The sequence below is a fragment of the Bacillus sp. BK450 genome, assembly GCF_004364885.1.
Taxonomy (GTDB): Bacteria; Bacillota; Bacilli; order Bacillales; family Bacillaceae; genus Bacillus; species Bacillus safensis.
Genome location: NZ_SOBQ01000001.1, coordinates 123,455 through 149,115 on the forward strand (window position 1 = coordinate 123,455; position 25,661 = coordinate 149,115).

27 protein-coding genes are annotated in these 25,661 nt (G+C 40.6%); 8 read left to right on the forward strand and 19 right to left on the reverse strand.

Translation table 11 applies throughout. The annotated features are described in order from the left end of the window. Positions 1-5: 5 nt before the first annotated feature. Positions 6-1,277, reverse strand: coding sequence for a GTPase HflX (gene hflX / locus EV579_RS00665; RefSeq protein WP_024427043.1), 1,272 nt, complete (start codon positions 1,275-1,277; stop codon positions 6-8). Positions 1,278-1,398: 121 nt separating this feature from the next. Further along, a complete protein-coding gene (gene spoVK / locus EV579_RS00670; protein WP_024424083.1) occupies positions 1,399-2,358 on the reverse strand; it encodes a stage V sporulation protein K in 960 nt (319 codons plus the stop codon). Positions 2,359-2,678: 320 nt separating this feature from the next. On the opposite strand from spoVK, the gene EV579_RS00675 reads away from it, so the two are divergent. Then, on the forward strand, positions 2,679-3,437 hold the full coding sequence (locus EV579_RS00675) for an N-acetylmuramoyl-L-alanine amidase (protein ID WP_133743796.1): 759 nt from the start codon (positions 2,679-2,681) through the stop codon (positions 3,435-3,437). A 67-nt stretch (positions 3,438-3,504) separates the two neighbouring features. Here EV579_RS00675 and EV579_RS00680 read toward each other — a convergent pair whose 3' ends face one another. The 9 genes from EV579_RS00680 to EV579_RS00720 all read right to left on the reverse strand — a co-directional run bounded on the left by EV579_RS00680 (position 3,505) and on the right by EV579_RS00720 (position 10,379). After that, positions 3,505-4,122: a hypothetical protein gene (locus EV579_RS00680; protein ID WP_024424084.1), complete on the reverse strand. Its 618-nt coding sequence runs from the start codon at positions 4,120-4,122 to the stop codon at positions 3,505-3,507. Positions 4,123-4,210: 88 nt separating this feature from the next. Next, positions 4,211-5,191 (reverse strand): class 1b ribonucleoside-diphosphate reductase subunit beta, encoded by a 981-nt coding sequence (nrdF, locus tag EV579_RS00685; protein ID WP_024424085.1) that lies wholly within the window; start codon positions 5,189-5,191, stop codon positions 4,211-4,213. A gap of 17 nt (positions 5,192-5,208) precedes the next feature. Next, the gene (nrdE, locus tag EV579_RS00690) at positions 5,209-7,311 is read right to left on the reverse strand and encodes a class 1b ribonucleoside-diphosphate reductase subunit alpha (protein ID WP_024424086.1); all 2,103 of its coding nucleotides are present in this window, start codon (positions 7,309-7,311) and stop codon (positions 5,209-5,211) included. Then, positions 7,271-7,663 carry a class Ib ribonucleoside-diphosphate reductase assembly flavoprotein NrdI gene (gene nrdI, locus EV579_RS00695; RefSeq protein ID WP_008360380.1) on the reverse strand — a complete coding sequence of 131 codons (393 nt, stop codon included), beginning with the start codon at positions 7,661-7,663 and terminating at the stop codon, positions 7,271-7,273. The genes nrdE and nrdI overlap by 41 nt, the downstream gene beginning before the upstream one ends. A 265-nt stretch (positions 7,664-7,928) precedes the next feature. Next, the gene (locus tag EV579_RS00700) at positions 7,929-8,141 is read right to left on the reverse strand and encodes a hypothetical protein (RefSeq protein ID WP_003212415.1); all 213 of its coding nucleotides are present in this window, start codon (positions 8,139-8,141) and stop codon (positions 7,929-7,931) included. A gap of 79 nt (positions 8,142-8,220) precedes the next feature. Then, positions 8,221-8,541, reverse strand: a complete 321-nt coding sequence (locus EV579_RS00705; protein WP_024424087.1) for a YmzC family protein — start codon at positions 8,539-8,541, stop codon at positions 8,221-8,223. 162 nt (positions 8,542-8,703) lie between these two features. Beyond that, positions 8,704-8,925, reverse strand: coding sequence for an RNA chaperone Hfq (gene hfq, locus EV579_RS00710; protein WP_024424088.1), 222 nt, complete (start codon positions 8,923-8,925; stop codon positions 8,704-8,706). Positions 8,926-8,950: 25 nt separating this feature from the next. Next, the gene (miaA, locus tag EV579_RS00715) at positions 8,951-9,907 is read right to left on the reverse strand and encodes a tRNA (adenosine(37)-N6)-dimethylallyltransferase MiaA (RefSeq protein WP_024424089.1); all 957 of its coding nucleotides are present in this window, start codon (positions 9,905-9,907) and stop codon (positions 8,951-8,953) included. A 70-nt stretch (positions 9,908-9,977) separates the two neighbouring features. Beyond that, on the reverse strand, positions 9,978-10,379 hold the full coding sequence (locus tag EV579_RS00720; protein WP_024424090.1) for a YmaF family protein: 402 nt from the start codon (positions 10,377-10,379) through the stop codon (positions 9,978-9,980). A 104-nt stretch (positions 10,380-10,483) separates the two neighbouring features. On the opposite strand from EV579_RS00720, the gene EV579_RS00725 reads away from it, so the two are divergent. The 4 genes from EV579_RS00725 (at position 10,484) to erbB (ending at position 12,113) form a co-directional block, all read left to right on the forward strand. Then, positions 10,484-10,753, forward strand: a complete 270-nt coding sequence (locus EV579_RS00725) for a hypothetical protein (protein ID WP_024424091.1) — start codon at positions 10,484-10,486, stop codon at positions 10,751-10,753. A 101-nt stretch (positions 10,754-10,854) separates the two neighbouring features. Further along, positions 10,855-11,409 carry a TetR/AcrR family transcriptional regulator gene (locus EV579_RS00730; RefSeq protein ID WP_133743797.1) on the forward strand — a complete coding sequence of 185 codons (555 nt, stop codon included), beginning with the start codon at positions 10,855-10,857 and terminating at the stop codon, positions 11,407-11,409. 2 nt (positions 11,410-11,411) lie between these two features. Continuing rightward, positions 11,412-11,729 carry an SMR family multidrug efflux transporter EbrA gene (gene erbA, locus EV579_RS00735; RefSeq protein WP_024424092.1) on the forward strand — a complete coding sequence of 106 codons (318 nt, stop codon included), beginning with the start codon at positions 11,412-11,414 and terminating at the stop codon, positions 11,727-11,729. 15 nt (positions 11,730-11,744) lie between these two features. Beyond that, positions 11,745-12,113: an SMR family multidrug efflux transporter EbrB gene (erbB, locus tag EV579_RS00740; protein ID WP_024424093.1), complete on the forward strand. Its 369-nt coding sequence runs from the start codon at positions 11,745-11,747 to the stop codon at positions 12,111-12,113. 46 nt (positions 12,114-12,159) lie between these two features. Here erbB and EV579_RS00745 read toward each other — a convergent pair whose 3' ends face one another. Next, positions 12,160-12,609, reverse strand: coding sequence for an OsmC family protein (locus tag EV579_RS00745; protein ID WP_024424094.1), 450 nt, complete (start codon positions 12,607-12,609; stop codon positions 12,160-12,162). A gap of 76 nt (positions 12,610-12,685) precedes the next feature. Then, a complete protein-coding gene (locus EV579_RS00750) occupies positions 12,686-13,420 on the reverse strand; it encodes a poly-gamma-glutamate hydrolase family protein (RefSeq protein ID WP_024424095.1) in 735 nt (244 codons plus the stop codon). Between the two features lie 584 nt (positions 13,421-14,004). Between EV579_RS00750 and EV579_RS00755 the strand changes: the two genes are divergently transcribed. Beyond that, complete coding sequence (locus EV579_RS00755) at positions 14,005-15,330, forward strand: S8 family peptidase (protein ID WP_133743798.1); 1,326 nt, start codon at positions 14,005-14,007, stop codon at positions 15,328-15,330. Positions 15,331-15,419: 89 nt separating this feature from the next. Here the strand turns inward: EV579_RS00755 and EV579_RS00760 are convergent, their stop codons facing one another. The 3 genes from EV579_RS00760 to EV579_RS00770 form a co-directional block, all read right to left on the reverse strand. Next, positions 15,420-16,568, reverse strand: coding sequence for a Rap family tetratricopeptide repeat protein (locus EV579_RS00760; protein WP_024424097.1), 1,149 nt, complete (start codon positions 16,566-16,568; stop codon positions 15,420-15,422). A gap of 161 nt (positions 16,569-16,729) precedes the next feature. After that, the gene (locus tag EV579_RS00765) at positions 16,730-17,479 is read right to left on the reverse strand and encodes a poly-gamma-glutamate hydrolase family protein (RefSeq protein WP_044330458.1); all 750 of its coding nucleotides are present in this window, start codon (positions 17,477-17,479) and stop codon (positions 16,730-16,732) included. A gap of 310 nt (positions 17,480-17,789) precedes the next feature. Next, on the reverse strand, positions 17,790-18,263 hold the full coding sequence (locus EV579_RS00770) for a CarD family transcriptional regulator (protein ID WP_024424099.1): 474 nt from the start codon (positions 18,261-18,263) through the stop codon (positions 17,790-17,792). 570 nt (positions 18,264-18,833) lie between these two features. Between EV579_RS00770 and EV579_RS00780 the strand changes: the two genes are divergently transcribed. Continuing rightward, complete coding sequence (locus EV579_RS00780) at positions 18,834-19,238, forward strand: hypothetical protein (protein WP_044330463.1); 405 nt, start codon at positions 18,834-18,836, stop codon at positions 19,236-19,238. Positions 19,239-19,361: 123 nt separating this feature from the next. Then, positions 19,362-19,886: a biofilm surface layer hydrophobin BslA gene (gene bslA, locus EV579_RS00785; protein WP_024424102.1), complete on the forward strand. Its 525-nt coding sequence runs from the start codon at positions 19,362-19,364 to the stop codon at positions 19,884-19,886. 36 nt (positions 19,887-19,922) lie between these two features. Here bslA and mutL read toward each other — a convergent pair whose 3' ends face one another. The 3 genes from mutL to cotE all read right to left on the reverse strand — a co-directional run bounded on the left by mutL (position 19,923) and on the right by cotE (position 25,092). Beyond that, on the reverse strand, positions 19,923-21,824 hold the full coding sequence (gene mutL, locus EV579_RS00790; RefSeq protein WP_024424103.1) for a DNA mismatch repair endonuclease MutL: 1,902 nt from the start codon (positions 21,822-21,824) through the stop codon (positions 19,923-19,925). Positions 21,825-21,845: 21 nt separating this feature from the next. Beyond that, positions 21,846-24,422, reverse strand: coding sequence for a DNA mismatch repair protein MutS (mutS, locus tag EV579_RS00795; protein ID WP_044330466.1), 2,577 nt, complete (start codon positions 24,420-24,422; stop codon positions 21,846-21,848). Between the two features lie 124 nt (positions 24,423-24,546). Next, entirely contained in the window at positions 24,547-25,092 is a 546-nt protein-coding gene (gene cotE / locus EV579_RS00800) for an outer spore coat protein CotE (protein WP_024424105.1), read from the reverse strand. Positions 25,093-25,661: the final 569 nt, after the last annotated feature.

Consider the following 25,661-nt stretch of genomic DNA (forward strand, 5'->3'; position numbering starts at 1 on the left):
TTGATTTAATTCCTTTCCAACATATACTTCTTGATTTGACCTAAAATGGTCTGATCCTCACCACTATATCCGGTGATGTCATATATCTCTGCTTCTTTTTGAAATTCTAGTGACTCCACAAGCGTTTCTGATTTTAATGCGGAGATGAGCTTGCCTTCATGCGCTGGAATCTTTACATGATATGGCTTTAAAAAGGCTTTTTTCAGCTCGGCCATAATATCCGCTTTTAACCTTTTTACATCTTCTTTGCGCTTAGCACTGATTAAGATGTGGCGATGCTTTGAAGATGGGATGAAATCTGGTCTAATTTGATCTTCCTTGTTATAAACAGTCAGCATCGGAATGCGGTCCGCTTCTAATTCTTCTAAAAGCTCATGAACCGTTCGTTCGTGCCCTTCATAATCCTCATTAGAAGAGTCGATGACATGAAGCAAATAATCGGCTTCCTTCACTTCTTCAAGGGTGGAACGAAATGCAGCAATAAGTGTGGTCGGAAGGTCTTGGATAAAGCCAACTGTATCTGAAATCAGCACACTGTAGCCAGATTCTAATGTCATCTTACGTGTCATTGGATCAAGTGTCGCAAACAGCAGGTCCTCTTCATGACTATCCGCTTCTGTTAATTGGTTAAACAAAGTTGATTTTCCGGCATTCGTATACCCGACAATGGCAATTTGGAACACACCATTTTTCTTTCGGCGCTCCCGGTATCTTGTTCGGTGTTCTTTGACTGCAGATAACTGCCCGTTAATTTCGTGAATGCGGTTTCGAATATGGCGTCTGTCTGTTTCAAGTTTTGTTTCACCGGGACCTCTTGCGCCAATTCCGCCCCCTTGTCTTGAAAGGCTGATCCCTTGTCCACTTAGTCTCGGCAAGGCATACTGAAGCTGAGCAAGCTCTATTTGCAGCTTCCCCTCTCTTGTACGAGCTCTTTTTGCAAAGATATCTAAAATCAATTGCGTACGGTCAATAATTTTCACATCCAAAGCAGTCGCCAAAGCTTTAAGCTGGCTTGGAGAAAGCTCATCGTTAAAAATAATGACATCACATTCGAGTTCCTCGCAAAGCACTTCAAGTTCTTCTACTTTCCCTTTACCGATATACGTTGCACTGTCTTGTCTATTTCTCTTCTGCGTCATCACACTGACAGCTTCACCGCCAGCCGTTTTAGTTAAGGAAGCTAATTCTTCCATTGAGTATTGAAAGCGTTCATCCGTTACATGCGGCAATTGGCAGCCGACAAGGATCGCTTTTTCAGTCATTTCATGTTCATTCAACGTTAGTTGTTTCCTTTCTGTACTTAAGTTTTCAGTAGTACCATCATACCAAACACATCACACGTATACCACTATTCGGATGGTTTATTTTAGTGACTCTTTATAAAAAGGATACGCCATTTCAAGAAGGCGTATCCTCTTTCATTTGAAGATCGTGACTTTTAATGGTCAGCAGATCTTTTTTATCATAATGATCCACAAGAAGCAGTCTCATCGCCTGGGTTCGTATGGCTTTTTCAATGGTGTTTCGCACAAACCGGCCGTTGCTGAATTTTGCCGGGCTTGTGGTACTTTTAATGTGCATTAAATAATCCCGCAGCTTCCATTCGGCTTCTTGTGTAAATACATATTCTCTGTCTGCCATCATTCGTTTTGCAATATCCATGAGCTGATCAACTGTATAATCAGGAAAGCTGATGTTGATTGGAAATCTTGATTGCAGGCCGGGGTTTAAAGAAAGAAAATGATCCATTTCCTTGGAGTAGCCAGCAAGAATGAGAATGAATTCGTGCTGTTTGTCCTCCATATGTTTTACAAGGGTATCAATCGCCTCTTTTCCAAAATCCTTTTCTCCTCCGCGTGCAAGAGAATAGGCTTCGTCAATGAACAAAATACCACCTAGTGATTTTTTAATTAAATCCCTTGTTTTTTGCGCTGTATGACCAATGTACTCACCAACTAGATCACCGCGTTCTGCTTCAATTAAGTGACCCTTTGAGAGCACATTCATTTCAAAGAAAAGCTTCCCGACAAGTCTTGCAACTGTGGTTTTTCCTGTGCCAGGATTTCCTTTGAACATCATATGAAGCGCTTGTTTTCCTACCTTTAACCCTTGTTCCTGCCGTTTTTGATTAACAAAAATCCAAGCATAAATCTCTTTTATGTTTCGTTTCATTTCATCCATACCGACAAGGCTGTTCATTTCACGCTCTATTTCCCGTAAGATGCTGTGTTTTGCCTCATTTTTCTGCAAGGCTTCTAGGTATTCTGCCTCTGAGTCTGCATCAACCAATACTTGCTTTTGTCCGTTAAGTATAATATTGATTTGGCCGTTGTTTTTATATGTGACAGCTCGCTCCAACGTATTCACCTCTCGCTCTTCTCTCTTTATTCTATTCGGGTGGAGCTGTAATCGTGACAATCGCCCGCTTAAGCCCAAGTTTGCTGTCAAAATGACCCGAGATACCGAATATTGTAGGGATTTCTGCGGTTTCCCAGGAAATGATGTGCTATTTCCATTGTATTCATCCCGTTTGGGCGGACAAACCAACAATTTGCTTTTTCTTAGAAAAATGTAGCTTTTTAATCACAAATGATGCAGAAAAGAGTCTCAATGATTTCCGCATTTTGTACAGGCAATTCTTCTATTTTCTCATAAAATAAAGACGAGGTGATGAATAGATGGTGAAAATTTTTATTGATCCTGGCCACGGAGGAACAGATTCTGGAGCTAGTGCTAATGGACTTTTGGAGAAAAATATAACACTTCAAATCGCGCTTTTGTTGAGAGACATTTTGATTAGTGAATATGATGGGGTTTCCGTCCGCTTAAGTCGGTCAACTGACCAATCCGTCACTTTGTCCCAGCGTACAAATGCGGCAAACAGCTGGGGAGCTGACTATTTCGTGTCTATTCATATTAATGCTGGCGGGGGCACAGGGTTTGAAAGCTATGTGTATCCTGGCGTTTCAGCACCGACCACCACGTATCGCAATGCCCTTCATGATGAAATTGTCCGCTCGGTTGATTTTGCGAACCGCGGCAAGAAAACTGCGAACTTCCACGTTCTTCGAGAAACTTCTATGCCCGCTATTTTAACAGAGAATGGTTTCATCGATACAGCAGCTGATGCTAATAAGCTCCGCAACGCAACCTTCCTTCAAGGCATCGCTCGCGCTCATGCGACTGGTTTAGAAGAAGCCTTTCAATTGAAAAAAAAAGCAAGTAATCTTTATAAAGTGCAGGCAGGAGCTTTCAAAGTGAAAGCCAATGCAGATGAATTAACAGCAACACTTAAATCCAAAGGCTTTGACGCGTTTGTTGTATTAGACGGCGGCATGTTCCGAGTGCAGGCCGGGGCTTTCCGTACAAAGCAAAATGCAGATGATCTCGTCGCAAGATTGAAGCAGGCCGGTCACGACGCATTCGTTTTCCAATAAGCTGAAGCTGTTGTAACGAAACAAACCGGCTCAAGTCTTCTGCTGAGCCGGTTTGTTGTGTATTCATTTACGCTAAGATGTTAACGACAAATTGAGACCATGTTTCAAGACGATCGAAGTATTCAGGCTTTTTCAAATCGGCTGCTTTCATCCATTTTCCTGAGATTTGATCTGTTTCTTTTACTTCCACATGAGCACCCGGAGATAGCTCAAGCGCTGATAACAGTCCGATGTGCACACGGCCGACACTGTTGTCATCGTCATTGATTAAACCAAGGGTTTTCATTTCAAGTTTGTCTTCTTCTTGAATAGAAAGTTCTTCGTCCAGCTCACGATCTGTATTTTCTTTTAGAATCTCAGCAAAGTTTTTTCCTTCGATGAAATTCATATGCCCCCCAAAGCCAAGAGATAACTTATGATGTAAGCGAGTCTCTCCCCCGCCTTGAAGTCTTTCGTATACATACACTTCGTCCTCACGCTTAATCACGACATAAGGAATCGGCTGCTTGAAGTCAGGATTTTCTTCTGCATCGCCTCTTCGCATTTGCTCGAAGTGCTCTTCGATTTCTTTCATAATGGTGCTGATTGTTTTCTCTTCACTGTTCACACCATTAAACGCAAGTGTTTCGTTTTGAAACACGCGTGCGCGTGGTGCTACTAAAATGATTTCGTCCATTTTTCCCATGTTCGGTAACCTCCAGTATGTAACTATCACATTGTTAGAAATGGCAAAAAGCCAAAACGAGTGATGCGTTTTGACTTTTACGCTTTCCTTATGATTCATCTCCAAAGAAGAAGTCGTCATCTTTTAACGGCTCAACTGTTGCTTTTTTGTAGCCGTTCCCTTTCATTGAGAAGAAGTCATGCGACTTTGTTTTTGTATTGAGTCCGTTCAATACAATAGGGTTGATCTCTTCTTCTTCAAAGTAAGGGGCAAATCCAAGGTTCATTAACGCTTTATTGGCATTGTAACGAATGAACTTTTTCACATCATGCGATAAATTGACTTGGTCATAAATATCTTCAGTGTAATGAAGTTCATTTTCATAAAGCTCGTTTAAAAGGTCAATAGAGAAATCATACAGCTCTTTTTGCACGTCAGGTGTTTGTTTGTTGTAAATTTCTTGTGCTAATAATCCAACGTACACACCGTGAATCGCTTCATCACGCAAAATTAAGTTGATGATTTCACCACTTTGCATGAGCTTTCCTTGTCCATAGAAATAAAGCGGGTAGTAAAAACCACTATAAAATAGGAAGCTTTCTAAATAAACAGAAGCAACCATTGCTTTAAAGAGAGAAATAGGATCGTCCTTTTGAATCGAACGGTATAAACTGACAATCATATCTGCTTTCTTTTGCAGGAATTTATTCTTCTTGACCCATTCAAACACTTCACTGATCGTTTCAGTTGGTGCGAGTGTCATGAAGATATTTGAGTATGATTTCGCATGCACCGCATTTTCCATCATTGCCATAAAGTTGAGTACAGCTTTACGCTGATGGCCGTCCACATGTTCAGCAACAATCGGCATCCCTGTATTTCCTTGTTCTGTATCAAGTAAAGTCAGTCCAGCAAGTACCTTCATGTACGTATCTCGCTCTTTTTCACCTAAATATTTCCATGTTAAGAGATCTCCGTTTAAGGAAATCTCTTCTGGAAGCCAGAACTGCTTCACATTTTGGTTGTAAAACATTTGTGTAAAATCGTCTTCGTGTTTTGACCAGTTGGCTGCATCATAAATTTTTGTCACGTTAAACTCTCCTTTAATCAAACAACACAAGAAAGACAGCCTTCCTGCCCTGTATCCTTCGTTCTTGCATAATAAAGTGTCTTAATGCCTTTATGGTGTGCATAAAGATCGATGCGGTTTAAATCACGCGTTGTCATCGTATCTTTTAAGAATAGTGTAAAGCTGATTCCTTGATCGACGTGCTGCTGAATCGTTGCGATCATATCGACCACTTTAAACATGTCCATATCGTACGCTTCTTTATAGAAGAACCAGTTTTGTGCTGATAGACCTGGCATTGGGTAATAGGTTTTGCTGTTGCCGTATGTTCTTTCTTCGATACGTTCCATAATTGGCATCACAGAAGCTGTTGCCGATTGAACATAAGAAATGGAACCTGTTGGTGCAATACATAAACGATAGCTGTGATACATGCCATGTTCCGCTACAAATTCTTTGAGTGCTGCCCAGTCTTCTTTTGTTGGAATGTGCATGCCTTCAAATAGTGCTGCTGCTTTTTCTGTTTTTGGTGTGAAATCATTCTCCACGTATTTATTGAAGTACTCACCAGTTGCATAGCCAGAGCCTTCATAACGATGGAATGTTTCTCCTTTTTCTTTCGCAAGCTCACTTGAGCGTTTAATTGAATAATAGTTCACCATCATAAAGAACGTATTTGCGAAATCTCTTGCTTCTTCACTTTCATAAGCAATTTGGTTTTGAGCTAAATACCCATGAAGGTTCATCGCACCAAGTCCGATTGACTTCATCGCTTTGTTCGCTTTTCGAACAGCTGGTGCATTGCGAATGTCTGTTGTTTCAGACACAAGTGTTAGTGAGTCTGTTGCAAGCTTAACCGTTTTTTCAATCGATTTGTTTTTCATGACATTCATGATATTTAATGAACCAAGGTTACAAGAAATATCAAGGCCGATTTCATCTTCTTGATCATAGTCCGTGTAAGAAGAAACCTCTGAAGCCTGAAGCACCTCTGAGCAAAGGTTTGAGAATTTCACTCGTGAAATATGGTTCAAGGCATGCTCTCTGTTTACATTATCTTGGAACATGATATATGGATAGCCTGATTCTGAGCGTAGAACAGCCAATTTTTCAAGAAGCTTTCTCGGATTGACTTTTTCTTTTTTGACTTTTGGGTTTTCTACAAGCTCGTCATACATTTCTTCCATGTCCATCTCATCAAGATGCTGTCCATATTCTTTATAGACTGTATGCGGATAGAAAGTGTAAGCTGTTTTATCTTCTCTAGCAAGCTCGATAAATTTATCCGGGATGACGACTCCAATGGATAGAGTTTTCACGCGAACATCTTCATCGGCAGAGATTTTTTTCGTATCTAAGAAATCATTGATATCTCTGTGGAAAATATTCAGGTAGGCACTGCCTGATCCTTGTCTTTGCCCCATTTGATCTGCATATCTGAATGCATTATCAAGAAGCTTCATCACGCCGACGACACCTTTTGTCGCGTTTTCGACATCTTTGATTGCTTCACCTTTTGCACGAAGTTTTGACAGGTTCAAACTGACGCCGCCGCCTAGTTTTGACAGCTGCATGGAAATATCAATCGCTCTTGAAATATCGTTTAGTGAATCATTTACTTCAAGCAAGAAGCAGCTCACAAGCTCACCGCGTCTTTTACGTCCAGCGTTCAAGAAAGTTGGTGTACTTGGCTGGTACTCTTGATTGATCATCAGTTCTACAAACTCAAGTGCTTTTTCTTTATCCCCGCCCGCAAAGAAAAGTGCTACAACTGAAATGCGGTCTTCATAGCGTTCAAGGATTTTCTTTTTATCATTTGTTTTCAGTGCATAGTCATTGTAAAACTTAAACGCACTCATAAATGATGGGAATCTAAATTTTTTGGCATATGCAGCTTCAAAGACTTCTTTAATATCTGCCATGCTGTATTGTCTTAAAAATTCTTCCTCATAGTAGTCGTTTTCTATTAAGTAATCAATCTTCTCTTCTAGATTGTGAAAAAAGACCGTGTTTTGATTAATGTAATCTACGAAATAACTATGTACAGCTTCTTTGTCCTTATCGAACTGAAACTTTCCTTCTTTTTGAATCATAATTTCGTTATTTAATTGTATCCACTTTGGAACCTGATTTTGTGACAATTCTTTCTACCTCCTGTGTAAACAATTCAACATCCCTTTTTGTTCCGCTTAGTTCAAAGGTGTGCAAAATAGGAACTTGATATTGTTTAGAAATCGTATCGGCGCTTTTTGCAAAATTATCTCCCCACACTTTGTTGCCACTCACCGCAACACCTAGTAAAAGGTGAGCATTTTTCTCTAAAAAGGACTGAGTGGTACTAGGGACTTGTCCAAATCCTGTTGTAAAGGTGACGAGAATAAACGGCGTATCCAAAAACTCTTCTCCAGTCAATTTTCGTTTGTCTGTAAAAGGGGTCTTGTCCAAAAAGCGTTGAACATTTCCTGTTTTTGAATCAAATACGATTTGAATCAATTCCATCACGACCTAGTTTTTAGTATTGTTGATCATTTCGCTATTCACTATATATAGTATACTATGTTTTTTCAAAACACAACATATAGATGTTCGAAACGAAAAAAATCAACCAACCCGGCCGAACCTTCATAGCCGAACTCGTACGTTCAAATAAATAGAGCAGAACAGGATCTAAAAATAGACTGCTCTACTCCCTATTCAACTGAAACCGAAATCTATCATAACACGAAAAAAAATCGCTTAGTAGACTAGACTTTTTGTTTTATTTTTTGTAGGCATCGCACTGTAAATCTTCTGACACTTCTGTAATTTCCACTTCAACACCTAATTCTTTTAGCACCGCTTCAAGCGCAGAGACGATTGAAGCTTCTCTCACTAATTCTTTCCCATTTACAGAAACACTCGTTCCATATTCGAAACAGGAATCGTCTTCACAAGTTTGTTCCCAATGATTAATTTTAATTTTATGTGTCATGAACTCATCCTTTTCTGTCTAGATGTCTGATGCATGATTATAGTGTAGCGGCTTCACATTCATTTGTAAATTTACGTGCTTACTCTTCTTCATCAAGGTCATCATCATATTCTTCGTCGTCCCATTCATCTATGTATTTCGTTGTAACGAGAGTCAGCTCTCCTTCTTTTTCATCAAATCGGTACACATGTACTTGATCATCTTTCACAACAGCAAAATGATTATTTTTTAGTGCAGCAGATGATGGTAAAACGCCATCTGCATTTTCATGAGAATGGTTATTCCAACTTTCTTGTCTCGTTTCAATGTTTGAGATAGCGCACGATCCAAACAAGACAACAATTCCAATCAAAAGGAGGATCACTCTAATCCTTCTTAATTCAAGCTCTGCATTTTCCATATGAATCCCCTCACCCTTCTAATATCCAATAAGGAATTATACGGAAAATTGGCAGAAAAGTTTCATTGCATGCAAAATAGCCCCTCTGCACTGACAAAAAACGTAGCGGGTTCCGGCCGGTTTATTCGCAGAGGCATGGGGCTATTTTAAATACAACATATCCTATTCTAATTCTAAATTTACATTCTTTTGAGGTGCAAATGTAGAAATGGCGTGTTTATAAATAAGCTGCTGCTTCCCTTCTGTTTCAAGCAGCACCGTGAAATTGTCAAACCCTTTCACTTGACCGCGAAGCTGAAAGCCATTCAGCAAGAATACTGTGACAAATGTATTGTCTTTGCGGATCTGATTCAAAAACTGCTCCTGAATATTAATCGGTTTCATGTTTCGTCCTCCTTGATTCTGATAACTACAGTTTCGCTTTAAGTCCAAGCTTTCCTGCTATATATGCGAAAATTTCCTCTTTTTTGTCTGAAAAGTGGCAAGGCGGTGTCATATCAAACCAAGTGACCGCCATTTTATTACGGAACCACGTGAACTGACGCTTCGCATATCTACGGGAATTTTGCTTTAATTGCTGGATGGCTTCATCAAGTGAGCAGTCACCTTGAAAATAGGCATACAGCTCTTTATAACCAATGGCTTGAACAGACTGACAATCCTTCAAGCCAGATTGATAAAGTGCTCTCACTTCTTCAATTAAGCCTTCATCTATCATCATATCAATTCTCTGATGAATGCGCTCGTACAAAACCTCTCGATCCATTTTCAGCCCAATGAAGGCTGTATCATAAAGAGGAACTTCTTGATGCCCGTTTTGCATCTCCGACATTTTCTGACCTGTTGTATGAATCACTTCCAGCGCCCGGATCACGCGGCGGACGTTATTTGGATGAATAGCGTTTGCCGCATCAGGATCTACTGCCTTTAGCTTTTCGTGCAGCAAAAGCGCGCCGTGCTGCTGTTCAAAGAGCGCCATTTCTTCTCTAAAAGCAGGATCACTTTTCTCATCCGTAAATGTGTAATCATATAAAACAGATTGGATATAGAGGCCTGTTCCGCCGACAATCATTGGCGTTTTCCCTCTAGCCGCAATCTCTTTGATTTTCGCACGAACCAGCTGCTGAAATTCAGCTGTCGAAAAAGATTCGTCCGGCTGTTTAATATCAATTAAATGATGCGGGATGCCATTCATTTCTTCGGGAGTGATTTTAGCTGTTCCGATATCCATCCCTTTATAAATCTGCATAGAATCCCCGCTGATAATCTCTCCATTAAATGCTTTGGCTATATCAATGCTCAATTTGGTTTTGCCGACAGCCGTCGGCCCTACTAACACAATTACTGGCTGCTTCGCTTTATTCATAACATCACTCACTTTTACAAAACTGCCTACAGTATAGCATAACTTTTCTTACTCTCCTATCTCCTGCCCATTACCAGCCAAGCGGTTCATTTCCAACCACTTCATATGTTTTTCCTTTTAAACGATGCTTATGTGTTGGCCGCTTCTCATCTGGACTATAGACGACACCTCCATATGGAATGGGAACAGAATCGAGATAGGCTGAATAGGTGACTTCCTCGATCTCGTGATAATGTGTTCCATCCACTCTTGGAATTGCCGGCCCTGTGACCCCGTAGTACCTGTGAAAATGCCCTCTTTCAAAGGAGGTAATCCCGCGATAAAAATGAGTATGCCGGTCGGTACTGCTTCCATTTACAGGCTGAGAAATACCTTCTATTAAATGATAATGCCCCTCCGTTACATCTGTACGTGCTTTATATGCATGAGCATGCGGCGGACAGTTTGCCCAATCAGATGGATACAGGCCCATTTCTAACATTCCTCCTTATATTAGGCGTTCACCCAAACATCTATAGGCTGCTGGAATACACTGATGTCAGTTACAGTGATTTTATGAGAAAGGAGCCTTTTATTATGAATTATTTTGACGCACCTCCGTTTATTCAAGAAGACATGAGAAGACCTTTTGGATTTGGGTTTGGCCGACCTGGTTTTGGATTTGGGAGACCTGGTTTTGGATTTGGCCGCCCAGGGTTTGGCTTTGGAAGACCTGGATTCTTTGGACCTCCATTTTTAGGTGGTTTTGCTGGCGGCCTGCTTGCTGGATCTCTGCTTGCGCCAGGATATGGCTATGGATACCCTTATCCGCCATACCCGCCATATGGACCATACCCTTGGTATTAAATATGACGTTTAAGTGAAAACATCCGTTCATAAAATGAATCGATTGACACACTCTTTTTTCATGGGTTAACATTTACTTTACCGACTGTTCAGTAAAGTAGGTGTTTTTTTTATGTCTAAAACCAAAAAAAGAGCAAATTTTTGATGCAGCTGCCAGCACAATTTTAAAAGAAGGATTAAGCCAGCTCACCCTTCAGCAGGTGGCAGAGCATGCAAATATGACCAAAGCTGGTCTGCTTTATCATTTTTCAAGCAAGGAAGAGCTCATCCAACAAATGAATGAGCATGCGATTCTTTGCTTTCGTCAGCAGCTCGAGACGTATTACGAAACATACAAACACGAAAAAGCGCCTTATGTACGCGCATATCTATTGACCACATTACATGATCTAAATATGCAGCATACGACCCAGCTATGTACAAGTATGCTAGCTACCATGTCATTTGATGATGCGCTGCTGCAACCTTGGCGTGATTTTTATACGGAGTTCAAAGAAAAAGCAGTTGAGGAAATAAGCGATCCTGGACTGAGTCAGCTGATCCGCCTTGCATGTGATGGGATATGGTTTTCAGAAATGTTTCAGCTAGAACCGCTGAAAAGAGAGGAAAAAAACCTTTTACTTCATCGGATTTTACACCTATTAGAGGAGGGATGATCATGATCCTCGGATATCTTTTTTTGGCTGTGGCCATTTTTTCAGAAGCCATTGGCGCCGCGATGTTAAAATTATCTCATGGTTTTACGCGCTGGAAGCCTAGCGCGGTTGTTGTGGCTGGCTATACACTTGCTTTTTATATGCTGTCATTGACGCTCAATATCATTCCGCTAAGCATGTCTTACGCAACATGGTCTGGGGTTGGTACGGTTCTCACGGCTATTTTTGGCGTGCTCTTTTTCAAAGAAACCTTGAACCAAAAAGCCGTCATTGGCATGGCGATGCTTGTCTCAGGGGTCGTACTATTAAATATGTCATAAAGGATGTGGGAGATGATGAAAGGAATACTCTACTTAACAGGAGCCATTTTGACGGAGGTTTTTGGGAGTACAATGCTGAAGCTTTCTCAAGGCTTTTCGCAGCTGCTGCCGAGTATCGGGGTACTGATCGGATTTGGATGCGCCTTTACTTTCCTGAGCTTGGCACTTAAAACCATCGAGCTCTCGTCTGCCTATGCAACCTGGTCTGGCGTTGGAACAGCTCTCACTGCTCTTGTAGGACTTGTGCTGTTTAACGAAACGATCAGCACGAAAGGCTACATCGGCCTTGCACTTGTCATCTGCGGCGTGATTGTCTTAAATCAATCCAAGAAGCAAAAGAACGAAACCAAAGCACAACTCGATCAAACCGAATGGACGTCATAAAAAAAGTCATTTTCTCCATATTTCTAGAGAAAATGACTTTTTTGTTTTAACGGCCGACTTGAATGGTTTCTTCTAAGGAAATGTTCACATTCCCCTGAACAGCTCTTGAAATCATACATGAGCTTTCGGCTTTATGCGCAAGCTTTCGGGCCAGCTCAATATCATGTGCGGAAGCGGACTCTTTGAGGGTGATGACAGGCCGATGAATGATTTCCTCATAAGTAAACACACCATTTGTCACATCTACGACGGCTTCAGAGCTCATCGATAGATCCTCTTTGTCTAATTGACTCCGCTCCATCATGGCTGCAAGTGTAATGATATAACACGTAGCCGCTGCACCTAAGAGCATCTCATCTGGATTGGTTCCAATACCTGGACCGTCCATTTCCTTTGGAATCGAAATCTTTGTTTTTAATTGTTCACATGCGATTGTACCCACATCGTTACGCAGACCGGGCCAGCTTGCCTGAAGATGAAAATGATGACGCGCCATATCCGTCTCTCCTTTTGTTATCACTGTTCATAGTGTAACAAGAATTCCCCTGCTTGTCTTAACATGTGCACAGCCCTTACGTATATTCTTCATCCAGCACTGTCCGAATCGCCCTGACATAACGATAGAATGTCTCGTTTTTTGTACTTGACCGTCTCCGAAAATCGAAACTGTCAAATAAAGCTTCACGCTGACTTCTACTAATCTCAAGCTGCACACTTTGCCCTGTTTTTGTAAGATTATTAATATTATGATTGCTTGTCCCGCTCAGGGTTGCGTGTGCGACAGCTAGTTCAGCAGAAAACCCGTTCCGCTCTAATGAGCTCACAATTTTCTCTGCACGATCGTAATCTGTTCCGCCGACGAGAGTATGGTCAATACCTTCCTCGCCTTTGTATCCATGCACTGCTAAGATGTAATCATGTGCTTTTGCCTGCGCGACGCCGATTGGCTCATCAAAGTTTGTACTTGTAATATGAAGTTCTGATGCATTCTCTCTTAGACCTTCAAATAAATACGTCGAAAAATCGTTGTCAAAAAAATGGACGATCTCGCTCACGCCGCCTTCGATCCTCCCGCCATGAGGTGACATCACAAGAAGGCGGCTGCCAGGCACTGGGTTGGCTGTAATGTTATAGCTGTTTGTTGATTCGTTTTCTTCAAGTTCTTTAAAATTTCGATAAATATCATTTGAACCGCTTTCGTCTTCCCCACCTGATGACACTGGCTCATCATGTTCCTGTGCTTGCATAGTATAATAAACGCCCCATCCGATCGCAAGCAGGAGAAGCAAAGCAAAAAACTTCTTCATTCCCGTTCTCCTTTAACAGATTTCTAAGCCGTTTCTATGATTAATATTGAATCATCATTTCTTATCATTTTTTCCACATTTTCTCTTCACGTTTGATCATAACACTCTAGATCATGAGATTCCTCAAAAATAAGATAATTGCATTTATATACACAGAAACGCCTCTCCTCTTTGAAAACAGAGTTAGAATAGTATGACAAAAAAATGACGTTATGTTTAATATGACCTAGTCCTATCCAGTCTGTTTTCTTTAATTCGGCTTTTTTTGATAAGGATTTGATGTTTTCCATCTGTCACGCATCACATTTATATGAGCATTGACCCTGTCCACAGCCCTCCTTTTTCTGCAAAATCCTTTGTTTCACTGGTTCTCTCAGAAGAACTCTCCCACCTATCATCGGCAGATTCTACGTGAATTCCACCTTTTTCTATTATTTTACAAAATGTAAGCGCTTTTCTTTTTTGAAAGACATAAGCAAGCCGCCAATATAAAGAAAAGGAGGGACAAGAATCCGAACCAAGCAGTTCTCATTCTCATAACGTAAGAGTGTACGAGAATGGATAGCTGGAATGGAGGGCATCTCATGTTTGGATTTTCTATGGTGCAGATGGTCAGAACACATGCTAGTAAACTAGATCAGCCTTTAAGAGAGACCGTTCTTCACCTTTATAAACCTTTTAAATGGACGCCATGCTTTCTTCATCGTTTTTTCGAAGGCAGGCTGAAGAAGAAAAAGAAGCTTCGTGTGATCATTGAATTTAAGGAAGGTGCAGCCGAGGCAGGGATTCAAAGCACAAAGCAGCTCATGAAAAAAAGCAGAAAAACAAATATAAGACGGCATTTTTCACATATCGACTGCTGTGCTGCTGATTTAACGCCTGCTGCTTTAGAGGACCTATTAGCAAACGGTGAGCATATTCGTAAAATTTATTTAGACCGGAAAGTTCATGCGCTGCTGGATGTAGCCACACAAGCAAGCCATGCTGAAGAAGTCATCCGAAACGGGACAACTTTAACAGGAGAAGGCATTACGGTTGCTGTCATTGACACGGGAATTTATCCACATGAAGATTTAGATGGAAGAATTCGAGATTTTGTGGATTTAGTCAAACAAAAAACAAAGCCTTATGATGATAATGGCCACGGTACTCACTGCGCGGGAGATGTCGCTGGAGATGGAGCCGCCTCAGACGGCTTATACAAAGGACCTGCCCCAAAAGCAAATCTGATTGGCGTGAAAGTGTTAAATAAACAAGGGTCTGGATCACTTTCTACTATTATAGAAGGTGTTGAATGGTGCATACAATTCAACGAAGACAACCCCGATGATCCGATTCATATTATCAGTATGTCGCTGGGCGGAGCTGCGCAGCGCTATGATGACGAACAGGACGATCCAATGGTGCGTGCTGTCAATGCGGCTTGGGATCAAGGGATTGTTGTATGCGTCGCTGCCGGAAACTCTGGTCCTAACAGCCAGACGATTGCAAGCCCTGCTGTCAGTCAAAAAGTCATTACGGTCGGAGCCTACGATGACAGGAATACACCAGAATCAAGTGACGATGTCGTGGCACCGTTTTCAAGCAGAGGACCAACTGTTTACGGGGAGGCAAAGCCTGATATCCTCGCACCTGGAGTAAACATCGTTTCTCTCAGATCACCAAGATCCTTTCTGGATAAACTTGATAAATCAAGCAGAGTCGATCATGATTATACAACGTTATCTGGCACATCGATGGCAACACCGATTTGTGCTGGTATTTGCGCTCTACTACTGGAGCATTCACCAGATTTAACACCGGATGAAGTCAAAACCCTGTTAAAAGAAAATACAAGCAAGTGGTCTGGGGATGACCCGATGGTTTATGGAGCAGGTGCAATTGACGCAGAAAAAGCAATCAAAGAATAAAGAAAAAAGCCCTTTACGTTTTGCGTAAAGGGTGTTGTTTGTCTCATTTTTAAGTGTGAAGTCTTTCATCTACTTGAGCAGCTGACATGTTATGCTTCGTTCTCATACATCTCATCTCCTTTTTGAATGTGCGTACGCGCTTCGATCACAATCTCAAAAAAAGTGGAGGATTCCTTGTACATGTCGCGTTCCTTATAATAATTAGCCGCATCAAGTGCTAATTCCTCTAAATCAGCAAACATTTTTTTATTTCTCAGACCAAAAAGGGCCGACCTCAATTGCTCACAGCCGTCTTTCTCTATATAGAGCGCCTGCAAAAATTGGAATTTCAGCTGATAAATTTCATCTTCCAATACACAAGCCTCTTCCATTCCTGTAGATATGGCCTCGCCCGCCCGCTTGATATCTCCGAGTTTAAAACAAGTAAGGGCAAGTGAAAACAACGATTTGATCATCGTGGATGCTTGATCTTTCTGATAAAGTGAAATGGCTTGTTCAAAAAATACAGTCGCTGTATGGTACGTTCCCATACTATAATGACAAGTGCCTAAGTTATTAAGAGCCATTGCTTTAAAGTAAGATGTGCATTCTTTTTGTTCCATCGCTTCACAGACCTTTAACGCTTTTTCTAAATAAGGAAGCGCTTTTTGATACTGATTAACATCAATCCAATTACCTGCCATGACAAAATCACATTGAATGCTTCTTTTTCCATAAAGCTGATGTTTCTTGTAGATGTCTCTTGCCTTTTTAGCGTAGTGCATGGAGAAATAGGTTTGTTTCATATGATAGTATACTTCTGCGATTTTATAGTAAAATTCTGCTTTTTCGATCTCATCTGTCACTAAAATCAGTTGATGTTCCGCATGCTTATAATATGAAATGGCCTCGATATACCGGCGCTGGATAAATGCATACATTCCATGAAAAAAATGAAAATAATAGCCGAGTAAGCCTGTCATTTCATCTTCTGCATCGTCAATTTCCTTAGGAAAGGACACTGCTTGAAGCGTTTCACTCCCTGCATGGACTGGCGCTAAGTGCTGAAGCATCATTTGATGGCGAAAATCCATTAGAGAATAGTATAGGAGTAAATCTTGATCCTCTTCCATATCATGAATTTCTTCTTCAACAAGGCGCTTCATTCCGTTTGCCTGTTCAACTTCAAATTTGCAAATATGCGTGTACCATTGATTGATCTTTACACCTACTTCGGAAGATGGTATTTTGTGTGCCATCCACTTCAGCCCCATTCTATCATATCAAACTGATAACTATTATTTTACATAATTTATGTTTTCAAGGCAAATTGTAAGTTATTACATATTTTATGTTCAAATCGCATATTCCTATCTTTTTTACCAAGTTTAAATAGAGCACTTTTGCCCATCAAACTTTTTTACGCAGACGGATCGAATTCTCTTAGTACTTCTTTTAATGCATTAATATAGCGTCTAAATGCTTTTTTCTTTCCTTTTCTCGTCTCAAAATTATCAAAAAAAGCTTCTCTTTGCGCTGTACTAATTTCGAGCTGAACGCTTTCACCACTCGCATTTCGATTATTTATATTTTTGGGATCTGTACCAGAAAGCCGTTCGCCTTTTTGTACCATTTCTGCGGAAAATCCCCGATCTTTTAGTTCTCGTACAACTGCTCTTTGCATTTTTTCATTTGTGCCGCCAACGAGCGTGTGTCTTTTATCACTTTTATAGCCGTGGATGGAAATTGAAAAAGGATACGTTTTAATCATTTGAACCAAAATGGGTTCATCAAAATTGGTACTCGTGATATGCAGGTCCCGGTTATTGTCTTGCTTTGTACCTTCAAACAAATACGTAGAGTAGCTTTCTTGAAAGGCTTCTACAATTTCACTTGTTCCTGGTTCAATTTCACCTCCATGAGGAGAAAATACAAGTAAATCACTTCCGCCCTTTTCGTGAAATTCTATCTCATAACCGTCTCTTTCATATCGCATGAGCTGTTTAAAGTTTTCATATTGATCGCCTTGTTTTCGCTCTTTTCGATACTTTTCTACCTCTTGATGATGCTGCTTTTGCTCTTTTTTTTCTTGAACAGAATGGCTGCATTTCACCATTAAAAGAGTACACAGAATAAGAAAGATGAATCCACATATTAGTAACCTTTTCATTTCACCGCTCCTTTTTTCTCTTAGGTGTCATCTTACCGCAATATTTTACTATCAATGGCTTAGAAAATTCAAAGGTTGTCCGGCTCATTTGAATGAATCAGGAGAAGTTACCTGTTTTTCATATGATCTAGGTATTTCAGAGGTCTTTAAATTTTTGTTGTGAACGTAAAAACTAAATCGTATGACCTCATTTCAATTTTAGTTAAAACCACCTACAAAAATGGCAATATTACTCTTTTTTTCAAACAAAAAAGCTGTAAACAAAAGAAGTAGTCCCCTTCAGTTTACAGCTAGTCTCTGTATATCATCATTACATTCTTAATTCATTCTCTAAAGCTGTCATCACTTCATCTTGCGTCAGTCCCTGTGCAAGTGAAATCTCACTCACTAACATGCCTCTTGCATCTTCAAGCATCTTCTTTTCACTTGAATTTAACGCTTTCTTCTGATTTCGTCTCATTAGATCTTTGACAACGTCTGCACCATCTTCGATCGCACCTGTTTTTAGCTTTTTCAGATTTTCATCATATCTTTGCTTCCAAGTAAGCGTGTCGTCGTTTGTTTCTTCTGCAAAATTGTTCATCACAACTTTCAGCGTTGCTTGATCTGCTACCGGACGTATACCTAGTTGATTGATTCTGCCTTTTGGCACCATCATCTGCATATTCGGCATTTGAATCAGGAAATATTCCTGCGTCTTACCTAAAATCTCTTTTTCTTCCATTCCTTCAATCACACCGGCTCCATGCATTGGATAAACAATTTTATCACCTATTTGAAACAAATCCGCCACCTCCGAAAGTATTCACAATATCATTATAACACATTTCTTCAGAGGATAAAAATTTATATTTTATCATGTTAATTTAGCACTAGTCAATTCTTTTTATTTGAGTTTTTTCAGAAAAAGCCTTTTTTTATAAAAGAAGCATGAGCATCCAGTCCTCATGCTTCTTTCTTGCATATACTAGCATTGAGTCACATTTAGGAGGGATGACAATGTGCAAATGCAAGTGCAAACATTCCCACTCACACTGCCATAAAAAGCATGACGATCATTGCCATGAGGATCCATGTAAAGAAAAAAAGTTTTGTCATAAAAAAGATAAATGGTTTGAGAGCGATTTTTGGGATACCTCTCGAAGCTACGATCCCTGTTATTTTCCTAAAAGTGTCTGCAGCAGATGTAAAAAGCGTCGCAGAAGAAGACACAGCTACACAATTTAACGCTTGACGCTTTACCTGCTTTCCTTTTCCCGGCTGAAAAGCCGGTTTTTTTCTTTCATATGGATAGGCTCATGAAGCAGATCTGTCTCATAGGATATGGCAACCTGACATAAAGGATGAGATATACATGAACGATATGAACAGCCAAATGAATCATTATCACCAAGAAAATCCCTATCACACATTTGAAAATGTGTATACAGCCAATCATGAGCATATGGTCGCGCCAAACATGCATGATCATATGAATATGCCAAACCATTATCATAGCGGCAAAAAAGATATGTATAACGCGCACCATCCACATCATCATTCAGTTTATTCACCGTTCCCAAATCAGCATGATACCTTTTCAAAGCATGTTCCAATGAAAGATCACCATCATCTAGGCCATTATGGTGGATATGGGATGATGCCACACCATCCATATGGTTATCAAGATATGCATATGATGATGCCAACAAACCAGCAAATGCCAGGCCATTATTACGGAATGAATCAACCAAATGCGTTTTTTCCCCACTATTACTAAAGAATGACAAAATAAGGGTATAATATCCCATTTAATACCATATGGTAATATGGTAACATTATAGGTAAATAATGGGTGTAATCATCTATTATTTACCTATATTCAACAAGGGGGAAGGAAAAAATGAAAAAAACGTGGACGATTCTTATGATGGGGATGCTCACATTGGTTATGGCACTGTCTGTACCGCTTTCTGCATCTGCTGAGGAAGCCGGCAAAGCAACAACCAATGCAAAACCAGCTGCACTTTACGCAAAAATTACAGGAGCAAGTAAGCAGGAATGGTCTTTTTCTGACATTGAGCTGACGTACAGCCCAAATTCTGTTCTAAGTCTTGGTGCGGTTGAGTTCACTCTGCCAAAGGGTTTCCAAGCAACGACGAAAGACATTATGAACGGTAAAGCATTAAAAGACAGCTACATTTTGAACAACGGACAAACCGTTCGTATTCCGCTCAGACTGGATTTACTTGGAATTTCCAAATATACATTAAAGCTTTCACATAAAGTACTCCCTGCTGCAGGTACATACACGTTCCGTGCAGAAAATCGAGCCATCAGCATCGGTTCCACATTTTATGCAGAAGATACGATTGATATTAATACACGGCCAGTTGTGGTCACACCGCCAGATCCTTGCGGATGCTAAATAAAAAAGCGCTCTGATTAGAGCGCTTTTTTTATATCACATCACCCGTTTAAACATCTTCTCCATTTCATAAGTGGAGTGATGAATGATGATCGGCCGGCCGTGCGGACAGGTGAATGGGTCCTTCGTTTGCCGAAGTTCATCTAATAAGGCTTTGATTTCATCATGACGCAAATGACGATTTGCTTTGATTGAGCCTTTACAGCTCATCATAATCGCCGCTTCTTCTCTCAGTTTCTTGATATCAACACGTTTTTCATCAAGCACTTGCTCTATAATTTCTTCGATCAATTCAGCCTCTTCACCTTTTGGAAACCACTGCGGGTGCGACCGAACGATGTAGCTACCTGAACCAAAGGGCTCTAAGAAAACCCCCACTTTCGCGAGAATATCCTTATGCTCTTCAATGATCAGCATATCGTTTTTAGAGTAGTGAAATGTTAAGGGGACGAGCATTTCTTGCACTTCCTGTTCGATCTCTCCCACCTTCTCACGATAATACTCATACTTGATTCGCTCTTGAGCCGCATGCTGGTCGATGATATAAAGCCCTCGTTCATTTTGAGCCAAAATATATGTGCCATGCATTTGCCCAATTGGATACATCACAGGGACGCGTTCGTTTTCAGGAATCGTTTCTGTCACATCTTCATGCAGTACCGTCTCTTCATATTCAAGTGAAGCGGCGGATTCCTCTAAATGTACACGCTCAGATGAGGCTTCTTCATAAAATACTGGTGATGATGCTTCTGCCTTCTCTTGTTTAGGCATTCCGTATGCATCGGTATGACTTGTCTCGTATACGACCGACTCGTGCGGCTCCGGCTGATAGGTTAGCGATGTTTCCGCTGGGCTTGCGTTCCTTTGTTTCGCATCAAAGGTTAAGGATTGCTGCTCATTTTTCACAGCTGGCATTGGTGCTTTTTTTGGTACTGAAGCACTTGGAATGAGCTGCTGCTTTTGAAATACTTCCTTAATTCCTTGTTTAATCAGATCATGAAGTTCCTGTTCTTTACTTAGCCTCACTTCTAGCTTCGATGGATGAACGTTCACGTCCACTAGAATGGGATCCATCTTCATCTCAATGAATGTAATTGGATGACGGCCAATCGGAAGCAGCGTGTGATACCCTTCATGGATCGCTTTCACGAGCGGAAAATGTTTGACATATCGGCCGTTTACAACAGAAGACATATAATTCCGTGATGCCCTCGTCACTTCTGGTAAGGAAATATATCCTTTCACTTCAAAATCAAGTGATTGTACGTGAAGCGGCAGCATTTTTTTAGCCACAGCTGTCCCGTAAATGGCCGCAAGTACATGACGCACATCTCCGTTTCCATTCGTCTGTAGCAGGACTTTCCCTTGATGACGCAAACGGATCGATACTTCGGGATGAGCTAGCGCAATCCGATTGACAACATCCGATATATTGCCAAGTTCCGTATGAACGGTTTTCATGTATTTTAGGCGGGCTGGCGTATTGTAAAATAAATTGGTGACCACAATCTCGGTGCCGCGGCGGCCAGAGGTTTTTTTCTCTGAAATAATCTTCCCGCCTTGCAAAGCTAAGTGTGTCCCAGCTCCTTCACCAGTACTTGTTTTCATTTCTAGGTGAGAGACGGACGCAATACTTGGCAGCGCCTCTCCTCTGAATCCGAGCGTTCTAACACGAAACAGATCATTTTCATCTTTGATTTTACTCGTTGCATGGCGCTGGAAGGCGAGCTTACAATCTTCAGCATCGATTCCAACACCATTATCAATAATCCTGATAGAAGAAAGACCTGCTTCTTCTACATCGATTTCAATGACTGTACTTTTTGCATCGATCGCATTTTCCACAAGCTCCTTTACAACAGAAGCCGGACGCTCGACCACTTCACCTGCAGCAATTTTATTGGATAGGTCATCGGATAACTGAATAATCTTTGCCATTTCTGCTCACCTCACCTTACATTATAATTTCTTTTGCAATTCATACAGCTTTGTCATTGCTTCAAGCGGCGTCATATCCATTAGGTTGTAAGACTTTAATTCGTCGATGACCGCTTGATCCTTCTGTTTTAGCACAGCTTTCGGCTGCGGTTTTTCTTCTACTTCAAAGAAAGAAAGCTGCTGTTTTTCTACAGTCTTTTCTGCTTTTGGTGCTGTAGATACGGTTGGGGTCACGTCATGTGATCCGCTCTCAAGCTCCGTTAAAATAGTCTGGGCTCTATTAATGATGGCATCAGGCAATTCAGCAAGCTGCGCTACATGAATACCATAGCTTTTATCAGCTGCACCTTCTTTGATTTGATGTAAGAAAACGACAGTGCCTTCATGCTCTTCAGCTCGCACATGAACATTTTTCAGCTCGCTTAATTGGGATTCAAGGACAGTGAGCTCATGGTAATGTGTAGAAAATAGGGTTTTGGCCCCAATATGATCATGAACAAATTCAATGATCGCCTGCGCAAGAGCCATTCCATCATAGGTGCTTGTCCCGCGTCCAATTTCATCAAATAAAATCAAGCTGTTTTTCGTAGCATGCACCATCGCATTTTTTGCTTCGAGCATCTCTACCATAAAAGTACTTTGACCAGAAATCAAATCATCTGCTGCACCAATACGTGTAAAGATTTGATCGAAGATTGGAAGCGTCGCCTTTGACGCAGGAACGAAGCAGCCAATCTGCGCAAGAATCGAGATGAGCGCCATTTGTCTCATATACGTACTTTTCCCTGACATATTCGGTCCAGTGATGAGTAAGGTTTGTCTTCCTTTTCCCATATGGCAGTCATTCGGTACATATTCCTGGTGATCCAGCACTTTTTCAACGACAGGGTGACGGCCATCTTTGACATCCACGTCATCCTCTGAGAATTCCGGCCGGATATAACGGCGCTTTTCACTGACAGTCGCAAAGCATTGAAGCGCATCAAGCTCGCTCATTTGTTTTGCAAGCAGCTGTAATCTAGGAATATAGCCTTTTACTTGCTCTCTGAGAGCTGTAAATAGTTCATATTCCAATTCGTTAATATTTGATTCTGCTTCAAGAATCAGTGCTTCTTTTTCTTTTAATTCAGGTGTGATATACCGCTCTGCATTGGCAAGCGTTTGTTTTCTTTCGTAACGTCCTTCCTCCAGCAGATGTGTATTTGCGCGTGTCACTTCAATATAATAACCAAACACTTTATTAAACCCGACTTTTAAGGAGCGAATGCCGGTATATTCTCTTTCCTGCTGTTCAAGCCGTGCAATCCAGTCCTTTCCGTTTCGGCTGGCATCACGGTATTCATCTAATTTTGCATTGTAGCCATCTTTAATCAGATTGCCTTCTTTTATTGTCATCGGCGGATTTTCATGAAGTGCATCTTCTAATAAATCAAGGAGGTCACCACAAGGATCAATCTCATTCGCTCTTGATTTCGCCATTTCCTCTGGTAATGAATGAACGAGTTGTTTAATATCCGGTACTTGTTTTAAGGATTCTTTGAGCTGGATGAGATCACGGGCATTCACGTTGCCAAATGCCACGCGGCCCGCTAAACGCTCAAGATCATATACTTGCTTTAATCGTTCGCGCAGATCCTCTCGCTCAAAGAAATGATCCATCAGGATTTGCACCATTTCCTGACGCTCATTAATTTGCGAAAGGCGAATGAGCGGCCGGTCGATCCATTGCTTGAGCAGTCTGCCGCCCATCGCTGTTTTTGTTTCATCTAACAGCCATAATAAAGAGCCTTTTTTGCTTTTTGAACGAATCGTTTCTGTTAATTCAAGGTTTCGTTTTGAGTAAAGGTCGATTTTCATCGTTTGTTCAAGTTCAAACACTTGAACTTTCTGAAGATGATCCAAACTTCTTTTTTGCGTTCTTCTTAAATAGGCATATAGTGTTAAAAATGACGTTTTTAACTTTTCGTCTAGATGGGAAACGAGCCGTTCAGCTTCATCTAATAATGCATCACTATCTTCGTATGAAATGGTCGCTTGGCAGCGTTCTTTAAGGGTTTTGATTGTTTCCTCATCCAGCTGCTTTGACACCACAATTTCTTTTGCACCGACTGAATAAATTTCTGATACGACTTCATCTAATCGATCGATGAAAGCCGCCATGTTTTCACCTGTTGATAAATCAGATAGCGCAAGACCGTACCCATTTTGAAAGCTGGTAACAGACGCAATAAAGTTGTTCTCGTTTTCACTTAATCCTTTACCATCCATGACGGTTCCTGGTGTAATCAGTTGAACGACTTCCCTTTTGACTACACCTTTTGCCGTTTTAGGGTCTTCCACCTGCTCACAAATGGCGACCTTGTAGCCTTTTGAAATCAACTGTTCTATGTATGCAGAAGCAGAATGATAAGGAACGCCGCACATTGGAATTGTGCCGCCGTCTCTGCTTGTTAACGTAATTTCTAGTTCTTGCGCGGCTTCCTTTGCATCATCAAAAAACATCTCATAAAAATCGCCTAGGCGAAAAAATAAAAAGGCATCTTGATAATCTGCCTTGATTTTTAAATATTGCTGTATCATGGGCGTATAACTTGCCATATTTCTAATCCCTCACTATATTACTTTCGAATTCATACCATCTCTAATTATAGCATAAAAAATCACCTTTTTTCTCCTAGATCAGGCACAAAAAAACTAGGGGGATATGCGCCCTAGTCATTCCTTACTCTTCTGTCTCACCTGCTAGGAATTCTGGATGAATATCCTCTAACTCCTCATCCACTTCTTCTTCCCACTCGTGATCATCTTTTTCTTTCCAGCTTGAATCGACCTCTACGACAATTTTTGTTTCACCGACTACCTCAGCAATGAATTCACGCTCTGCCTGAACGATAATTTTATTGCCATTTGGAGAAATGGTCACTTCTAAGCAATTGGGCTGCTGCAATACTTTCGCAATTACTTCGTGCTCATCATCAAGGAAATTTTTATCTTTATATCTCAGTTTAATGATGTCTACATACTTCACACGCTCTGTGACGACTTCTGTTTTCGTATTGTCGGCGTAAGAGTACCATACGTTAATATCAAATGTTCCTTCGATCTCAACGGTTTTACCGACCTTTTCAGCATCATACTTATGATTAATGATCCAACCACCTAGGATGCTGGTTGGTTTTTGCGATGGAGAAATGGTGTGTGTGCTTTGGGTGAATTTCCTCCCTTTTGCAACCACCGCTTTTGTAATAATTTCTCTGTATTCAGACATTCCGGCATGCCTCCTTGTTCTTGATCGTTTTATCTTATGCTGGGCATTCGTCTAGTGTGTCACGATTTTGAACTTCATGTTCAATTAAATTCATTTCTGTTTCAGTGTATGCATGGTCGCCCATAAACTTGCCTTGAAAATTGGAAAAGTTGGAGAGTGAGAGGTTTGGAGGTTGATTGGAATAGAAGGTTGTGGTTTAATGATGAAGTCACAGTCCCTTTAGGAGGGGCTATTTATAAAAATCAACATTCGATTTTCTTTATATTTAAAATTAGATTTAAAAATAATAAAGAATATCATTAAAAAATATATCCACTTTTTTTAGTTTGTATTACGTGTTTTATGAAGAAATAAGGTAACCATAGAAAATAAAAAAGGGGCTGTGACATCAACAAATTGTTGATGTCACAGCCTATAAAATATAAATTACATATAAGGTGAAGTGAGTTTTTAGTGACCACAAAGATCTCACCTTTAATGAAGTATTATGCGGTTTTCTACTATTCCGTATTAATTTTCCTTAATATTAGATCGCAAGAAATCTCATCTATTTCTGTTATACATGACTT